Source organism: Quatrionicoccus australiensis, from assembly GCF_020510525.1.
In the GTDB taxonomy this organism is placed as follows: Bacteria; Pseudomonadota; Gammaproteobacteria; order Burkholderiales; family Rhodocyclaceae; genus Azonexus; species Azonexus australiensis_B.
In genome coordinates, this window is the sequence record NZ_CP075188.1 from 3764512 (window position 1) to 3780120 (window position 15609).

14 protein-coding genes are annotated in these 15609 nt (G+C 59.9%); 5 read left to right on the forward strand and 9 right to left on the reverse strand.

Features of this window, described 5'->3' with window-relative positions:
• Positions 1–136: 136 nt before the first annotated feature.
• The 5 genes from KI612_RS17850 to KI612_RS17870 all read left to right on the forward strand — a co-directional run bounded on the left by KI612_RS17850 (position 137) and on the right by KI612_RS17870 (position 3026).
• Entirely contained in the window at positions 137–889 is a 753-nt protein-coding gene (locus KI612_RS17850; RefSeq protein WP_226444285.1) for a translocation/assembly module TamB domain-containing protein, read from the forward strand.
• 275 nt (positions 890–1164) lie between these two features.
• Complete coding sequence (locus KI612_RS17855) at positions 1165–1509, forward strand: hypothetical protein (protein WP_226441404.1); 345 nt, start codon at positions 1165–1167, stop codon at positions 1507–1509.
• Positions 1506–1763: a hypothetical protein gene (locus tag KI612_RS17860; RefSeq protein WP_226441402.1), complete on the forward strand. Its 258-nt coding sequence runs from the start codon at positions 1506–1508 to the stop codon at positions 1761–1763. The genes KI612_RS17855 and KI612_RS17860 overlap by 4 nt, the downstream gene beginning before the upstream one ends.
• Before the next feature lie 107 nt (positions 1764–1870).
• The gene (locus tag KI612_RS17865; RefSeq protein WP_226441403.1) at positions 1871–2017 is read left to right on the forward strand and encodes a hypothetical protein; all 147 of its coding nucleotides are present in this window, start codon (positions 1871–1873) and stop codon (positions 2015–2017) included.
• A gap of 193 nt (positions 2018–2210) precedes the next feature.
• A complete protein-coding gene (locus KI612_RS17870) occupies positions 2211–3026 on the forward strand; it encodes a translocation/assembly module TamB domain-containing protein (RefSeq protein WP_226441405.1) in 816 nt (271 codons plus the stop codon).
• 409 nt (positions 3027–3435) lie between these two features.
• On the opposite strand, the gene KI612_RS17875 is transcribed toward KI612_RS17870, so the two are convergent.
• The 9 genes from KI612_RS17875 to KI612_RS17915 form a co-directional block, all read right to left on the reverse strand.
• Positions 3436–4779: a Fic family protein gene (locus KI612_RS17875; protein ID WP_226441406.1), complete on the reverse strand. Its 1344-nt coding sequence runs from the start codon at positions 4777–4779 to the stop codon at positions 3436–3438.
• Between the two features lie 380 nt (positions 4780–5159).
• On the reverse strand, positions 5160–6272 hold the full coding sequence (locus KI612_RS17880) for a phosphoserine transaminase (RefSeq protein ID WP_226441407.1): 1113 nt from the start codon (positions 6270–6272) through the stop codon (positions 5160–5162).
• A 9-nt stretch (positions 6273–6281) separates the two neighbouring features.
• Entirely contained in the window at positions 6282–7514 is a 1233-nt protein-coding gene (locus KI612_RS17885; RefSeq protein WP_226441408.1) for an ATP-grasp domain-containing protein, read from the reverse strand.
• A gap of 350 nt (positions 7515–7864) precedes the next feature.
• A complete protein-coding gene (locus KI612_RS17890; RefSeq protein WP_226441409.1) occupies positions 7865–10027 on the reverse strand; it encodes a response regulator in 2163 nt (720 codons plus the stop codon).
• 75 nt (positions 10028–10102) lie between these two features.
• The gene (locus KI612_RS17895; protein ID WP_226441410.1) at positions 10103–11254 is read right to left on the reverse strand and encodes a GGDEF domain-containing protein; all 1152 of its coding nucleotides are present in this window, start codon (positions 11252–11254) and stop codon (positions 10103–10105) included.
• Between the two features lie 64 nt (positions 11255–11318).
• A complete protein-coding gene (gene hflX / locus KI612_RS17900; RefSeq protein WP_226441411.1) occupies positions 11319–12632 on the reverse strand; it encodes a GTPase HflX in 1314 nt (437 codons plus the stop codon).
• A 615-nt stretch (positions 12633–13247) separates the two neighbouring features.
• Positions 13248–14459 carry an ISL3 family transposase gene (locus KI612_RS17905; protein WP_226441412.1) on the reverse strand — a complete coding sequence of 404 codons (1212 nt, stop codon included), beginning with the start codon at positions 14457–14459 and terminating at the stop codon, positions 13248–13250.
• A 559-nt stretch (positions 14460–15018) separates the two neighbouring features.
• A complete protein-coding gene (locus KI612_RS17910; RefSeq protein WP_226441413.1) occupies positions 15019–15300 on the reverse strand; it encodes a BrnA antitoxin family protein in 282 nt (93 codons plus the stop codon).
• Positions 15284–15550 carry a BrnT family toxin gene (locus tag KI612_RS17915; protein ID WP_226441414.1) on the reverse strand — a complete coding sequence of 89 codons (267 nt, stop codon included), beginning with the start codon at positions 15548–15550 and terminating at the stop codon, positions 15284–15286. Before KI612_RS17915 ends, KI612_RS17910 begins: the two co-directional genes overlap by 17 nt.
• Between the last annotated feature and the right edge of the window lie 59 nt (positions 15551–15609).

The window sequence follows — 15609 nt, forward strand, 5'->3', positions numbered from 1 at the left end:
AACTTGATAAACTGCCCTTCATGCTCCGTCGCCCCCCGCATTCACCTCGCTGGCATACCCCTGAAAATAATTTGAGCCTGGCCCCTTTTATTCGAAGCTCGATCTCGATGTCAGCACCGAGCTCGGCGACAACTTCCTGTTCTCCGGCGCCGGCCTCAACACACGGCTGACCGGCGACATCCGCCTGCGCGCCAGCGGCCGCGACCTGCCGCGCGCCAGCGGCACCATCCGCACGCGCGCCGGGCGCTTTGAAGCCTACGGCCAGCAACTCGCCATCGAGCGCGGCATCCTGACCTTCCAGGGCCTGCCCGACAATCCGGCGCTCGACGTGCGTGCCGTCCGCCAGGGCCTGTCCGTCGAACCCGGCGTGCATATCACCGGCACGGCACAGCGCCCGGTCATCAAGCTGATCTCCGACCCCGAACTGCCCGACTCGGAAAAGCTCGCCTGGCTGGTCCTCGGCCACGGCCCGGAACAGATGGGCGCCGGCGACGCGACGGTGCTGCTCTCGGCAGCCGGCGGCCTGCTCGGCAACGACGCGGGCAATGTCGTGCAGCAATTGAAGAAGAATTTCGGTTTCGACGAACTCGGCGTGCGCACCGGCCAGATCGGCGACAACGGCAGCCGCCAGCAGATCAGCCGCGTCGCCGCCGGCACCTTCGACAGCACGGCCAGCACCGGCGCGCAGATTTTCAGCGTCGGCAAACGCCTGTCATCGAACGCCATGCTCTCCTACGAACAGGCGCTGGGCAAGGCGGAAAGCGTCGTCAAACTGACCATCAGCCTGAGCCGGCAGATCTCGGTAATCGGCCGCGCCGGCAGCGACAACGCGGTCGACCTGTTCTACACGCTGACTTTCGGGCGCCCGGACAAAGCGGGCCCGCCCTGACCCTCAGGCCAAGGCTACTTGCACAGATTGTGCGCGGTACTCGCGCCGCCCAGGCCAAGGTCTTGATGCGTTGGAAGCGCCTGAACGGGGCCAGGTTCGATTTAACTTGATAAACTGCCCTTCATGCTCCGTCGCCCCCCGCATTCACCTCGCTGGCATACCCCTGAGAATAATTTGAGCCTGGCCCCTTTTATTGCGGCGCAAAGGGCACAGGAATCCTTGCAGAGGGAGAATTAGCCGCATCAAAGGTTAAGTGGGTTGATGAGAATGCCGGCATGAGCCAAGCCGCACGTGATTACAATGACTCCGCAACAGGAGCACGCTCTAATCCCGTAACCAAAAGTGGTCAGGCGCCGGCTCTTGAACGGACAATGCCTGACGGCACAACACGACAGGTGAAATTCGACGGTGTAGATGGGGACGTGATGGTTGACCGAAAGACTTCGGTCGTTACGACGGAAAAAGCCAAGAATCAAGCACTTCGCCAATCGGAAGTGTTGAGTCAGAATGGGCTCACAGGAAGGTGGGAGGTTTCCTCTGACGCTCAGGCGGCTAGAGCTACCAAAATGTTTAATGATTTAGGAATTAAAAATATTCAAGTTAAGGTGGTAAAACCATGAGTAATGCTATTAGTCGCCACTTAGTTAAGGCCATTGCAGATATGGCAATTTTTCTGGAATTTACAAAAGAAGAATTATTGAACGCAGATACCTCTATAGAGGCGATGGAGCAATTGGCGATGGAGCTACAGCTTATGGAAAATGAAGATCGCTGCAACTTAGCGTTGCAGCTAAAAGATCTAAGTGCAGAGTATGGGGATGCACGTAGGGCGCAGTTCGTAGAGAATTTACCGGAGTCCCTAGGCCTAGAATAGGATTAAACGCCAGGGTCTCCGCACTCGGATTGAATAAAGCGATTCATCACAGGCGCCCTCAAGAACTCGTTTACCGTCAAGATAAAAGGGGCCAGGCTCAATTTAACTTGCTGGGCAAGGCGGAAAGCGTCGTCAAACTGACCATCAGCCTGAGCCGGCAAATCTCGGTAATCGGCCGCGCCGGCAGCGACAATGCGGTCGACCTGTTCTACACGCTGACTTTCGGGCGCCCGGACAAAGCGGGCGCGCCCTGACCCTCAGGCCAAGGCTACTTGCACAGATTGTGCGCGGTACTCGCGCCGCCCCGGCCAAGGTCTTGATGCGTTAGAAGCGCCAGAACGGGGCCTGGTTCGATTTAACTTGATAAACTGCCCTTCATGCTCCGTCGCCCCCCGCATTCACCTCGCTGGCATACCCCTGAAAATAATTTGAGCCTGGCCCCTTTTATTGAACACCAGCCTGCGCCCGAAACTCGATCTCGACGTCAGCACCGAGCTTGGCGACAACTTCCTGTTCTCCGGCGCCGGCCTCAACACGCGGCTGACCGGCGACATCCGCCTGCGCGCTAGCGGCCGCGACCTGCCGCGCGCCAGCGGCACGATCCGCACGCGCGCCGGGCGCTTTGAAGCCTACGGCCAGCAACTCGCCATCGAACGCGGCATCCTGACCTTCCAGGGCCTGCCCGACAATCCGGCGCTCGACGTGCGCGCCGTCCGCCAGGGCCTGTCCGTCGAGCCCGGCGTGCATATCACCGGCACGGCGCAGCGCCCGGTCATCAAGCTGATCTCCGACCCCGAACTGCCGGACAGCGAAAAGCTCGCCTGGCTGGTGCTCGGCCACGGCCCGGAACAGATGGGCGCCGGCGACGCGACGGTGCTGCTCTCGGCGGCCGGCGGCCTGCTCGGCAACGACGCGGGCAATGTCGTGCAGCAATTGAAGAAGAATTTCGGTTTCGACGAACTCGGCGTGCGCACCGGCCAGATCGGCGACAACGGCAGCCGCCAGCAGATCAGCCGCGTCGCCGCCGGCACCTTCGACAGCACGGCCAGCACCGGCGCGCAGATTTTCAGCGTCGGCAAACGCCTGTCATCGAACGCCATGCTCTCCTACGAACAAGCGCTGGGCAAGGCGGAAAGCGTCGTCAAACTGACCATCAGCCTGAGCCGGCAGATCTCGGTGATCGGCCGCGCCGGCAGCGACAACGCGGTCGACCTGTTCTACACGCTGACTTTCGGGCGCCCGGACAAAGCGGGCCCGCCCTGACCCTCAGGCCAAGGCTACTTGCACAGATTGTGCGCGGTACTCGCGCCGCCCTGGCCAAGGTCTTGATGCGTTAGAAGCGCCAGAACGGGGCCAGGTTCGATTTAACTTGATAAACTGCCCTTCATGCTCCGTCGCCCCCCGCATTCACCTCGCTGGCATACCCCTGAGAATAATTTGAGCCTGGCCCCTTTTATTCTACGAACCGCTTGGTGATTCGCGCTTTCTCGACCGCATCGAACAAACCACAGGCCAGAGGCGCGAAGCGCGGCCACGGGGGCGCCCGAGGAAAACGGGCGAGGAGATCGCTGGCGCGCAAGAGCAGTTGCCATTAATAATTTGAGCCTGGCCCCTTTTATTCTAGCGGCGGGCGGCCCGGAAGTCGGCCATGAAGCCTACGAATAGGCGCCTATTAATCGGCAAGTTCGGCTATGGTTTTCCGAAGATTTTGCGGTGCCTGGAACAAAAAACTTTTGCCGATTTTTTGCTTGTCGAGCAGCCCAAGCTCGCTCAAACCCAATAGATCAGAACGTGCCGTTTGGTACACAACGGCATGGCTGCGTTGATGTCCGTCAATTTTATAAACCTCCCCCGGATGTTTGAGGGCATGCGTCAAAAGCGCTAATTGACGATGATTAAGCCGATTTCTCAGTTTTCCCGAGCCGACCAGAAGGCGTTCGGTCGATTTCTGCTCGGAGACCTTGCGCGCCAGGTACTCATGCAAGCCTTGAATGGCATTGCGCATGACCTCCAGTTGATGAATCAGGAAATACGTCGTGTCGTTCCCATCCGTTTCCGTATGGAGATAGGAGCGCACGTATTTACCTGGCGCCTTCCGCAAGTAATGCGAAATCGAAACGAATTCCATCAACCAATAGCCGCTACGCGCAATTGCCCAGTAGAACAAGGCCCGTGCCGTTCGCCCGTTACCGTCAACAAAGGGGTGATCGTAGCCGATCATGAAATGCAACAAGATCGCGCGCAGGACCGGATGTACGAAAGGCTTGGTGTTTTCATCTGCATTGGCAAAAGCACATAGCTTCTCGAGGCGTGCGCCAAGCTCCGTATGGCTGGGCGGCTGGTGAATGATGGTGCCGTCGCGATTGTCCACGACATGAACATCGTCGGTCATCCGTAAACGGCCAGCACCGGCAGGATCATCCAGAGTGCCCTCGGTCAGAATGCGATGCAGTTCAAGAATCCGGCTTGGCGTAATGGGCTCATTTCTGATTTCCCTGATCAGCTCCATGGCGTGAAAATTGTTGAAAATCATGCATTCGCTGTGATCTCGGGGTTTCCTGCCTTCGCGCAGCATGTCTTCGGCCACCTGGCGCGTTGTTGCGGCTCCTTCCATCTGGCTTGAAGTAATCGCTTCTTCGGCCATGGACTGGAAAAGATATCGGTCCCGGTTCTCCGAAGTCGTCACTTCAGCCGCAGACTGTATTTGTCCCGCTGCATCCTTATCGATGTGATGCAAGTGAATCAGGACATCTTCGGGAGTGGCAATCTGGAATGGTTTGCCTGCTTTGTCCAACAGCGGCAAGGATTGAAGCATCCCGGTCCGGGCCAGTTTGACCGCAGCCCACCACAGTTCGGACGTCATTCCCTCGGGAGGAGCACGATGCCGAAGCTGGTCCCAATGCAAATAGGCCCCTTCCACGGTTGGCGTGCTGGCAGCGTAGATGTGTCGGAACAGCTCGGGCTTCAAGCTGAGAAGAAGCACGTCAATATCAGGCGGCGCGAGAGGGATTTTCATTTTTTACTAAACTGACGGCAAATTAGTATTACCGAGTTTAGAGCCCCTTCCATATCAATGTCTACTAAACATAGTAGCAATTAGTAGACCGATATTTTCTTCTGATAGCCAGCAGGTGAACGAGGGTCTGTCGGCTCTATTTGCAATCATCTACTAATTCTTAACTTCATTAGTAGATTACTAGTAAATATCGCGCTTGTTTGAGTGGCGAAAAATGGGATCGGGTCAATTTGGCTATTACCACTACCGCTCATCTCAACCCAATTTGCAATTTTGGCCTTTTTTTCCGGTTGACCGTAGCGGAGCATGTCGACGCTGCAAAGCCTTAAATACGGGAAAAAGATGATGCATAGTGCGCCGGATAAACCCGGCGCCAGCCGCTAGCGCTGCTCAGCCTTGAAATCGGCCATGAAACCGGCGAGTTGCTCAACGGCCGACAACTGCAGGCCGTTGTAGAGCGAGGCACGAATGCCGCCGATGCTGCGGTGCCCGGCCAGGCCGGAGAAGCCGGCGGCCAGTGCGGCGCTGACGAATGCGTTTTCCAGCGCCGGGGTCGGCAGCTTGAAGGCGACATTCATCAGCGAGCGATCTCCGCTTGCCGCCCAGCCACGGTAGAAACCGTCGCTGGCGTCGAGTGCACCGTAGAGCAGTTCCGCCTTGCGGCGATTGATCCTGTCCATCGCCGCCAGACCGCCGATTTCGTCGCGCAGCCAGCGGCTGACCAGCAGCACGACATAGATGGCAAACACCGGCGGCGTATTGAGGATGGAATGCGCTGCGCCTTGTGCGCGGTAATCGAGAAAGCCCGGCAGATTGTCCGGCGCTGCCGCGAACAGATCCTTGCGATGGACGACCACGGTGACGCCGGCCGGCCCGATGTTTTTCTGGGCATGCGCGTAGATCAGCGCGAAACGCCTGAAATCGCCGGGCGCCGAGAGAAAGTCGGACGACATGTCGCAGATGCGCGGCACGCGGTCGTCGCCGAGCACGCGATGGAACTGCAGGCCTTCGACCGTTTCGTTGGAAACGTAATGCAGGTAGGGCGCATCCGGCCGCAGATCGAGTTCGGCATCGCCCGGCAGTTGCGCAAAGCCGCAGTCCTCGCCGCTCCAGGCGACCCGCACCGGCCCGACCCGGCGTGCCTCGGGCAGCGCCTTGCCGCTCCAGTAGCCGGTATGCAGGTAATCCGCCGGCCGTTCGGCGCCGGCCAGCAGGCTCATCGGCAGCATGGAAAACTGCTGCGTCGCGCCGCCCTGCAAAAAGAGCACGCGGTAATTCGCGTCCAGGCCCATCAGGCTCAGGATGTTGCTTTCCAGCTCGGCAATCACAGCGGCAAACCAGTCGGAACGATGACTGATGCCGAGTATCGACAAGCCGACGCCGGGCACGGCAATGATCGCCTCCTGCACCTGCTGCAGGACACTCTCCGGCAGCACGCCGGGGCCGCCGGAGAAATTCAGGCGGTTCAGCGGGTTCGCGGGCATCAGATCCATCGTCCAGTCTCAGGCGACATGCGCCGGGCGGGCGCGGTACAGGCCGTACAGGTAATTTTCGAAAGCGCGTTTGACCTTGCCCATGTGTTCCTGCTTGTAGGGAAACAGGTCGACCGGGTCCATGGCGTGAACCACCATGGCATGATCGATCTCGAAGACCAACAGGTCGCCGTCGCCGGTTTCGGCGCAATCAACGCAAACATAGTCGAGTTGCGAGCGCTGCCAGATCGCCTTGAGCGCTTTGGCGTGGCGCCGGGCGAAAGCCGAAAAGCCGCGCATGAAGCTTTCTTCCTCGGCGCGTTTGGCGGCATCTTCATACATGCCGGCGTTCAGGTAGTGAATCATCCAGTGCGCCGAAATCCCCATGTGACAGGCAAACGGCTGGCCATCGATGAGCGCGATCCGGTATTTTCGGAACACGCCGTTCGCATCGCTGTAGTCGATGAAGCGCGACAAATAAAAACTGGCAGCCGGTACTGCCTCGAGATAGCGGGCAAGGCCGGCCAGATCGTCGATGCGGGCCAGATCGCGGCCGGCGTGCGAACCGACCGGACGCAGGATGAGCGGCAAGCGGCAGTCGGCAAACACCTCGCCCAGGCTGGCTGCACCGCTGAGCAAGGCAAACAGGAAATCGCGGCTGACTGCGCGGGTCGGCGGCATGAGCAGGCCGGGAACGCCCTGCAGCAGATCGCTGGCCGCGCTGCGCTCGGTATTCGGGATATGTTCCGGCGCATTGATCACCGGCCGGGCCCAGTTGCGCAGCAGGCCGGCCAGCATTTTCAGCATGGGCCGGTTGTCGACCGCGTCGCAGATCGCTACCAGCACGGCATCGTGCGCCGGCAACTCGGCCGGCAAGGGTAGTTCCGGCGTCGCGTAATGGCAGATCAGGTCGATGTCGCAGTCTTCAAGCAGGCAGTCGAGCGGCGTGTTTTCGGCGATATCGCCGGCCACCATCAGCAGCAGCAAACGAAACCGAGCCGGTTGCCGCAGCGCCGGCAAGAGGTAGGTCTGGCGCATCTGCAGGGCCTGGGCCTGGATCGCCAGGCCAGTTTGGTGCTGCCCCATGGCGAAAAAAGCCGTCGCCAGGTTCATCCACAGATTGGCGTTGTCCTGTTCTTTCTCCTGCTCGCTGCCGGCCAGAGCCAGCAACGCCTGCGCAACCGGGCGCAGATCGCCGCCCGCGAGATTGAGGCGCAGAAAGGGAGCCAGGCCGCGAAAGGCGGTCGCAAATTGCTGAATCATGGTGCGGCGATATCGATGAAGTGGGTTCGCTTGAGGTCACACGCCGAGGCAATCGCCCCCGACGAGGGCGCCGATATTACCGTATTGCCCGGCCCGGCAGGAAAGCCGGCTGGCGAACTTTTCCGGCCCGAAACCTCACCAGGAGGAGATTCCGGCCGTCGAGCAAGCCGCTGACGCACTGTTTTGCCACACGACCAGACAGGGAAAGCCGGCACAGCAGCAGCCTTTGCACCCGGTTTTGCTCGCGCCGGACAGCAGGAATACCCCGCCAACCTCACGCCGCCAGATCCGGCGGGAATTTACCTAAATTAACACCTGGGGCCACCTGTCCAGGCGGACGGCAGTCACACCTACGACTTCCGGCTCAGCCACTGCAGCAGCGTCGCATACAGGCTGTCAGGATTCACCGGCTTGCTGATGAAGTCGTTCATGCCGGCCTGCGTGCAGCGCGCCTTGTCCTCGGCGAAGGCATTGGCCGTCATCGCCAGGATGGGCAGGGAATATCCCTGTTCGCGCAGGCGCCGTGTCGCCTCCAGGCCATCCATCTGCGGCATCTGCATATCCATCAGGATCAGGGCATAGTCGTTTTCGCCAGCCATCCGCAGCGCGGCAAGCCCATCGGGCGCCGTATCCAGGACCAGGCCGACATCCTCCAGAATGATCTGGGCGACTTCGCAGTTAACCGGCTCATCTTCCGCCAGCAAGATCCGCGTCCCGGAAAACCGGGCCTTCAGTATTTCCCCGGCATCAAGCATCGAAGGTGCGGCGCCCGATGCAGGCTGGACGCCCTTGGCCAGTCTGGCCGTGAACCAGAATTTGCTGCCGATGCCCGGCCGGCTTTCCGCGCCCGCATCGCCCCCCATCAAGCGGGCCAGCTTGCGGGTAATGCTCAAGCCCAGACCGGTGCCGCCGTATTTGCGGGTAATGCTGCTGTCCGCCTGCTCAAACGTCGAGAACAGTTTGCCCAGAACATCGGCTTCAATGCCGATACCGGTGTCTTCGACTTCGAAACGCAGCAAGGCGCTGGTCGCATCTTCCTCAAGCACGCGCGAGCGCAGGGTGATGCTCCCGGCGTCGGTAAATTTCAGGGCATTGTTGGCGTAATTGAGCAAGGCCTGCTGCAAGCGGGTAGCGTCGCCGAGCAGGTTGCGGGGCAAGGCCTGGCTGTCGATTGCCATGCGGATGCCCTTGGCCTGGGCATTGCCGTTGAGCATGGTAAAGACATTGCCCAGAATGCTTTCCCCCTGGAGCGGCGCCACTTCGAGGCTGAGCTTGCCGGCTTCGATCTTTGACAATTCAAGAATGGCATTGATGACTTCAAGCAGATGCACACCGGCTGATTCGAGCTTGTCGAGACGATCCGCCTGCTCGGGCAGCAAACCGCCACGCCGCATCAAGTGGGCCATGCCGGTAATGACATTCAGGGGCGTGCGTATTTCATGGCTCATGTTGGCGAGAAAAGCGCTCTTGGCTTCGGTTGCCACTTCCGCCGCCTGCTTGGCGAGCAGCAGTTCTTCCGTACGCTTGGCGACCAGTTCTTCAAGGTGGTCCCGGTGTTGCCGCAATTCTTCCTCGACCCGTTTCCGCTCGCTGATATCGCTGAAGATGCCGATGTAGTGGGTCACCTGGCCGCTGCCATCCTTCACCGCCGAAATCGTCAGCCACTCGGGGAAATCCTCGCCATCGCGCCGCCGGTTGCAGATCTCGCCGCTCCAGTAGCCTTTGCCATTGATGTCGGCCCACATCGCGGCATAGAAGGCCGCATCGTGTTTGCCGGAAGAGAGTTTTTTCGGCGTATCGCCCACGATCTGTGCCGACGAATAGCCCAGAATATTGGTGAAGGCCGGGTTAATCGAGATGATCTTCTGGTTGCGGTCGGTGATCATCAGCCCTTCCGCACTGCCGGAAAATGCCTTCTCGTAGAGGAGGATGGATTCCTGTGCCTTGCTGCGTTCGAGCACGATGCCGACGATCGAGGAGCCGATTTCCAGGAGCTTGCGGTGGAAGTTGCTCGGCGAGCGGTGTTCGAAACTGGACAAGGCAAAAGTCCCGACGACCTTGCCCTGGGCGGAAAAGACAGGCGTCGACCAGCACGAACACAGGTTGAAATCGAAGGCGAACTGACGCAGATCCTGCCAGCGCGGGTCGGTAAAGGTGTTGGGCACGAACTGCGGCTCGCCGCGGAACACCGCATTGCCGCAGGAGCCGCCCCCCGGCCCCGGACGCAGGCCGTTGAGCCGGGCCACGCCCTCGGGCGGCACGCTGGGTGCGGCATAGACGTTGAGAAACTCGTAGTTCTCGTCCATCAGCATGACGGAACCGACGGAATTGGGGAGCAGTTTCTCCTCCAGGCGACAGACCTGGTTGATCAGATCGAGCGTCTCGCCGCCCCGCGCCACCGACTCAAGAATATCCTGCTGCAGGTGCAGTATCGTTTCCTGCTCGTCGATGGACAGCGTGCTGTATTCGACAGAGGAAAGATTGATCGAGCAATTGAGCGGTGGGGTTTGCATTACGTCAGTCCTTTGTTTGCGACTTTATTGATTTCCTGCACAAGCTCAATGATAGACCCGGCGCCGCCCTTTGCCCTAGCCCGCCACCCGGTTGCGCCCGCTCTCCTTCGCCTGGTAAAGCTTCTCGTCGGCGACCGCGAGCAGCGCCTCGATACTGGCCGGTTGCCCCGGTGCGCCCGAGCTGACCGCGACGCCGAGGCTGACGGTATAGGCGGGCAGGCTCTTGTTCGGCCGTTTCTGGATTTCCTTGCGGATGCGTTCGGCGACCTGGCGCGCTTCGGCGAGGCCGGTGTCGGGCAGCAGGATGACGAATTCCTCGCCGCCGAAGCGGGCCAGCACGTCGGGGATGCGCAGCATCTCGCCGGTGCGCTGGCAGAAGTCCTTGATCACCAGATCGCCGACATGGTGGCCGTGCGTGTCGTTCACCTTCTTGAAGAAATCGATGTCGGAAGCGATCGCCGCGAGCGGCTGGCGCGAGCGCTTGCCGCGCGCCCACTCCAGTTCGGCGCGGCTGAAGAAGGCGCGCCGGTTGAGCGCGCCGGTCATCGGGTCGCGTGTCGCCATGAATTCGAGTTCGACGCGCAGGCGCTCGTTGGCGAGCAGGATCAGGCCGATCGACAGGCCGAGCACGCCGAGCGAGAAGAAGCCGAGATAGACCTGCTGGATCAGGCTGTGGTCGAAGATGTCGTCGGTCAGGTCGACGACGGCCGGCAGCGTCGCGATGCGATACAGCGCAACGAGCAGGCCGAGCAGGAAGAAGCCGCTCAGGAAGCGGCTGCCGAAGCCCTGCGGCGGCGCGCGCCAGGCGAGGAAGGCGCCGACCGCCGAGAAGACGATGTGAGCCAGGGCCATGACGAACAGCCGGCCCTGGTAATGCTGCGAGCCGTAGGTCAGCCAGATGATGACCAGGACCAGCGCGCCGAGGATGTCGAGCGCCGGCCGCCAGTGGATGGCGCGCCCGCTGTAGCGACGCAGGCCGACGATCAGCAGCAGTTGCCCGAACAGGAACATGGCGCTGGCGACAACCACGGTGAAGAAACTCGGCAGGACGCCGCGCAGGCAGGCCAGACCGGAGCCGCAGGCGATCAGCGCGACCGCTTTCGCCCAGTCGCCGAGGCCCTCGATCTCGCCGGGAAAGCTGCGTGCCTGGACAGCGAGCACCATGGCGCAGAGCAGGCCGAGCAGGCTGGCGACAAACAGGAAACTGCGGGGATCGATGAATTCCATGCGGCGGTGGAGCGAGTGTTAAGGAGACGGGCAGGGAAAAACGGTTTTGTCCCGCCGCCAGCGGTCAACCGCCGGAAATACCCGAAAATGCCTCGCGCAGACGCTCGATGGCGGCCGGCTCGCCGCGCACCTTGAACAAGGCACCGGCTTCGTCGGCACTTTCGCCGAGCACTTCGCAGGCAGCGTAGACGTCCTTGCGCAGTTGCTGTGCCGACCAGGGCAGGAAGAGTTCGGCCTCGACCAGGTCCTTCTGGAAGAAGGCGATGATGGCCAGGCGCAGTTGCGCAACCTCTTCCGGCCGGCGCGCGCTCATCACGATGCAGCCGGGGTAGCGCGTGCGCAGTTCGGCCTCGCACTCGGCCTGGGCGGCGGCATCGCCGACGTGGTCGATCTTGTTGAAGATGCGCAGGCGCGGCAACGCGTCGGCCTCGATTTCGGCCAACACATGGTCGGTGACTTCGAGCTGACGCTCGAAACCGGGGTCGCTGGCATCGATGACATGCAGCAGCAGGCCGGCGTCGAGGGCTTCGTCCAGCGTCGACTTGAAGGACGCGACGAGGCCGTGCGGCAGGTTCTTGATGAAACCGACGGTGTCGCTGACCAGCACGCGCGGCACACTTTCCGGATGCAGGGTGCGCACCGTGGTGTCGAGCGTCGCGAACAGCTTGTTGGCGACCAGCACCTCGCTACCGGTCAACGCCCGCATCAGGGTCGATTTGCCGGCATTGGTGTAGCCGACCAGCGCGACGCTGGCCAGGCCCTGGCGTTCGTGGCGACGAGCGCGCTGCGTCTTGCGCTCGGCTTCCATGGCGACGATTTCGAGCTGCAGCTCGGCGATGCGGTCGCGGATCTTGCGCCGGTCGAGTTCGGTATGCGATTCGCCGGCGCCGCGGCCGCCGACCCCGCTGCGCTGCCGGCCCTGCGGCCCGGCCAGCTTGGCGGCTTCGCGCAGGCGAGGCGCCATGTAGCCGAGGCGGGCGATTTCGACCTGCGCCTTGGCGGCACGCGAACGCGCGTTGTTGTGGAAGATCTCGAGGATGACCATGGTGCGGTCCATGACGCCGCAGCCGGTTTCCTTCTCCAGGTTGCGCGCCTGCGACGGCGAGATTTCATGATCGACGAGAATGGCCTCGATCTCGCACTCGGCTTCGTGCGCCGCGTAATGCTCGATTTCCTGGCGCTTGCCGATCCCGAGATAACCCGTCGTATCAAAACTCGCCCGCTTCTGGATGAAGGTGCGCACCACGGTGTAGCCCAGCGTCTTGGCCAACTCCCGCAACTCGGCCAGCGAGGCCTCGAATTCGATGTCGCTGACGTGCGGCAACTGGACGGACGCCGCAACGGCGTAAACGGGCTTCTCTTTGACTTCGGTCTGCATTCCTGGCGGGCTACTTTCTTTTTGGCGAAGGCGGATAGTAACCGGGTTCGTTGCTGGGGGTCAGGGTGGGGGTGGAAAGAGGGGGATCTGGACAAGGAAAAGGCACCCGCAGGTGCCTGAGTCTGGGTCGGCTATGTGCCCTAAGCGGAACTAGCAAATGATAGAAAGCCGACATCCAATGTTAGACATGAGAGGCGCGGGAGGCCTTAGGTCGCAAAGTGGTCTTTCGCTGGATGGCTTGGAAAGAAGTAGAGAGTGTCTTCACTAGGCTTGCCACCCAATGGCTTATTGCTCTGTTTCCCGCGGTCTCGTGAGGTACATCACCACTCCGGAAATAATTAGCACCGGGCCCGCTACGTAGGTTACGTAGACGCCGATGTATGAGACCGTCGCCCAGATGCCAATGTAAACAAACAGTGTCAAAAAGAAGATTACTTGTGATTTATCGTGAAACCATTGTTTCATCGTTTGTTTTCCTTCTTATGCACGGGAACGAAGCCCTGTCCATGCGGATTGCGGGCAAATGATCTGCCGACATTGGATTTCGCCCACGCCTTGGCCTCATCGAAGGTGCCGAATTGCAAGTCGACCTGATTTCTGGGGCTATTTTTTGGTTCATCGCGCTTTACCGGGGAATGCGGCCTTGATCTTCAGGAAGAAGTAGGCTGAGTCACGAAATCCGTAGGCCATGCGCTTGATGACCTTGATCCGATTATTGACGCCCTCGAGGATGGAGGAATTCATTGGGTAGATGGCGGAAGCGAGAATCCCACGGAGATACTTCCGTAATCGCCTAGCGAACTGGATGGCGGGAGCAAGTTGGCTTTCGATGGCAAGGCGATACCAGCGCCGCCACCGTTGTGCCCCCTCTCGGACGGACGGGGCAAACCAGATTTCCTTGAGTTCGGTTTTCAGGAGATAAACAGTTGCCAACGGTGCGTTGGCGGCAAGTAACTCCTCGAGTTTGACGGCCTGCTCCTCTTGCAGGTTATCCCGGTTGCGCAGCAGGAGCCAACGGCTGCGCTTGATCACTTTTCGAGCCGCGGGTTGCTCGCGCAGGGCGTTGGCCTGATCGACGCGAACGCGATCGACCACATCACGGCCAAAGCGCGCCACCACATGAAAGAGGTCATAGACGACTTCGGCATTGGGGCAGTGTTTGCGCACTTCCAAATCGAATGCGGTATTCATGTCCATCGCGACGGCTTCGATCTGTCGGCAAGCTTCCTCCCCGAGCAATTCAAAGAAAGGCCGAATGGCCTCCCGACTATTGCCTTCTCCGACCCAGAGTACCCGCATGCACTGGGCGTCCATGACGACGGTGGCGTAGCGATGCCCTTTGTGCAACGCAAACTCGTCCATGACCAAGCGCCGGCTCCCCTTGGCGTTGAATTCACCGTGCAGGCGCTCCAGGCGCTGATGGTCAATGGCCTTGATCGTGTGCCAGTGAAGCCCTGTCAGTTGGGCGACATGAGCAATCGGCAGGAGTTGCGCCAGGGCTTCCACCCAGGCCCGGACCCGGTGGGTGATTCGGCTGCGCTTGTCCAGCCAGGCAATCTGCTCCACCACCCGAGCACCACAGTGATGGCAGTCCATCCGGCGAATCGGCACATCCAACCAGACTCGACGATCAAACCAGTCGCGCTCTCTGATGCGTCGCCGATTCCGTTCGTGAACCAGAACGCAAGGGGCTTGGCAGGATCCGCAACAGGCGAGTATTTCTGGTGCTTCGGAGAGACTGATCAGCAGAGAGCCGTCGGCCTCTTCGCAACACGAATCAACAACATGCCCTTCCCAGAATTGAAGGGCCAACATAGCATTCGACATGGCAGGGGTTTGGAAGATTGACTTGTTTGGCGACGATCAATCTACCAACGCCGAACCCCTGCCTCCTATCTCCGCTTCAATCCGTCAAGCCCCGCTTCCCCGGTAAAGCGCGATGAACCTATTTTTTTGAGGCCTATCTTCCAGACTATCTAGGAATTTGTCGTAGTCATCAGGTGAGCCAGCATTCCACCCGTTGGATTCACAGAAGTCTTCCCAGTCACTCATCGGCTTTCCTTGAAACGGCACTCTCATTTGTAATATCTAAACAGCAGCAGAAGCAAATTGCATCCAATATGCGGGAATATCAGACAAATTGAAACGCTGATTCAGTATGGCATTGCGGGTTGTAAAGCGGATAACTACTACTATTGTACTTTCAAACAAAATAGGACAAGCCAAATCCAACCCGCTTGGCATGCGCGGCTCAACTTCGTGCCCCCTTCAAAACTCTAAGCAGAGCGGCAACGTCCGCATAAGAGCGACCGCACGAGTGGCTGCAAATGGCCGGTTCCCGCCCGAGAACGTATGCGCGTTCATAATGCAAACAACCGGTCGAGTATCAGTGATGCTGTACCCAATCACGCAAAGCAGCGTTAATCCTGGTCTGCCAGCCTTCGCCGCCGGACTTGAACGCTTCCAGAATGTCCACGTCTATCCGCAGATTGACCTTGGCCTTGTTGCTTCCGACCGGACGGCCACGGCGCTTGAATTGACCGAGCTGCTCGGCGGTCAATGGCTGATTGTCCGGGTCGCCCAGAGCGGCGGCCGTGATTGCCGCGTCCTCGTCATCGGAAGGCAGCGCAAGGACGCGCCCTGATCTGGTTTTAATCGTTTTCAACATAAAACATCACCTCTCGCTTGTTCGCTTTTCGCAGGCTGATGATTCGCCTCTGGCCATCGCGCTCGACATAGACGCAGCAGAACAACCTGTCATCAATCGGCGCGAGAGCAACCAGACGCGTCTCACCATATACCTTGCGCTCATCCGCCCAGACCAGAGCAGCATTCCAGTCAATCAGCCCGGCGTCAGCGAGTGAGACGCCATGCTTTGCCTTGTTGCTTGCATCCTTGTCCGGATCAAATGTATTCACTTGATTTATTGTAGAGGCAGAAATTCGGCTGGGCAATTCTTTTTTGTCTCTACAAAAAA

Bases quoted from the DNA above. Each gene is read 5' to 3' on its own strand.
- KI612_RS17875 (WP_226441406.1), bottom strand. From the start codon at position 4,779: ATGAAAATCCCTCTCGCGCCGCCTGATATTGACGTGCTTCTTCTCAGC.
- KI612_RS17880 (WP_226441407.1), bottom strand. From the start codon at position 6,272: ATGGATCTGATGCCCGCGAACCCGCTGAACCGCCTGAATTTCTCCGGC.
- KI612_RS17910 (WP_226441413.1), bottom strand. From the start codon at position 15,300: ATGTTGAAAACGATTAAAACCAGATCAGGGCGCGTCCTTGCGCTGCCT.
- KI612_RS17855 (WP_226441404.1), top strand. From the start codon at position 1,165: ATGAGCCAAGCCGCACGTGATTACAATGACTCCGCAACAGGAGCACGC.
- KI612_RS17890 (WP_226441409.1), bottom strand. From the start codon at position 10,027: ATGCAAACCCCACCGCTCAATTGCTCGATCAATCTTTCCTCTGTCGAA.
- hflX (WP_226441411.1), bottom strand. From the start codon at position 12,632: ATGCAGACCGAAGTCAAAGAGAAGCCCGTTTACGCCGTTGCGGCGTCC.
- KI612_RS17885 (WP_226441408.1), bottom strand. From the start codon at position 7,514: ATGATTCAGCAATTTGCGACCGCCTTTCGCGGCCTGGCTCCCTTTCTG.
- KI612_RS17895 (WP_226441410.1), bottom strand. From the start codon at position 11,254: ATGGAATTCATCGATCCCCGCAGTTTCCTGTTTGTCGCCAGCCTGCTC.
- KI612_RS17860 (WP_226441402.1), top strand. From the start codon at position 1,506: ATGAGTAATGCTATTAGTCGCCACTTAGTTAAGGCCATTGCAGATATG.
- KI612_RS17905 (WP_226441412.1), bottom strand. From the start codon at position 14,459: ATGTCGAATGCTATGTTGGCCCTTCAATTCTGGGAAGGGCATGTTGTT.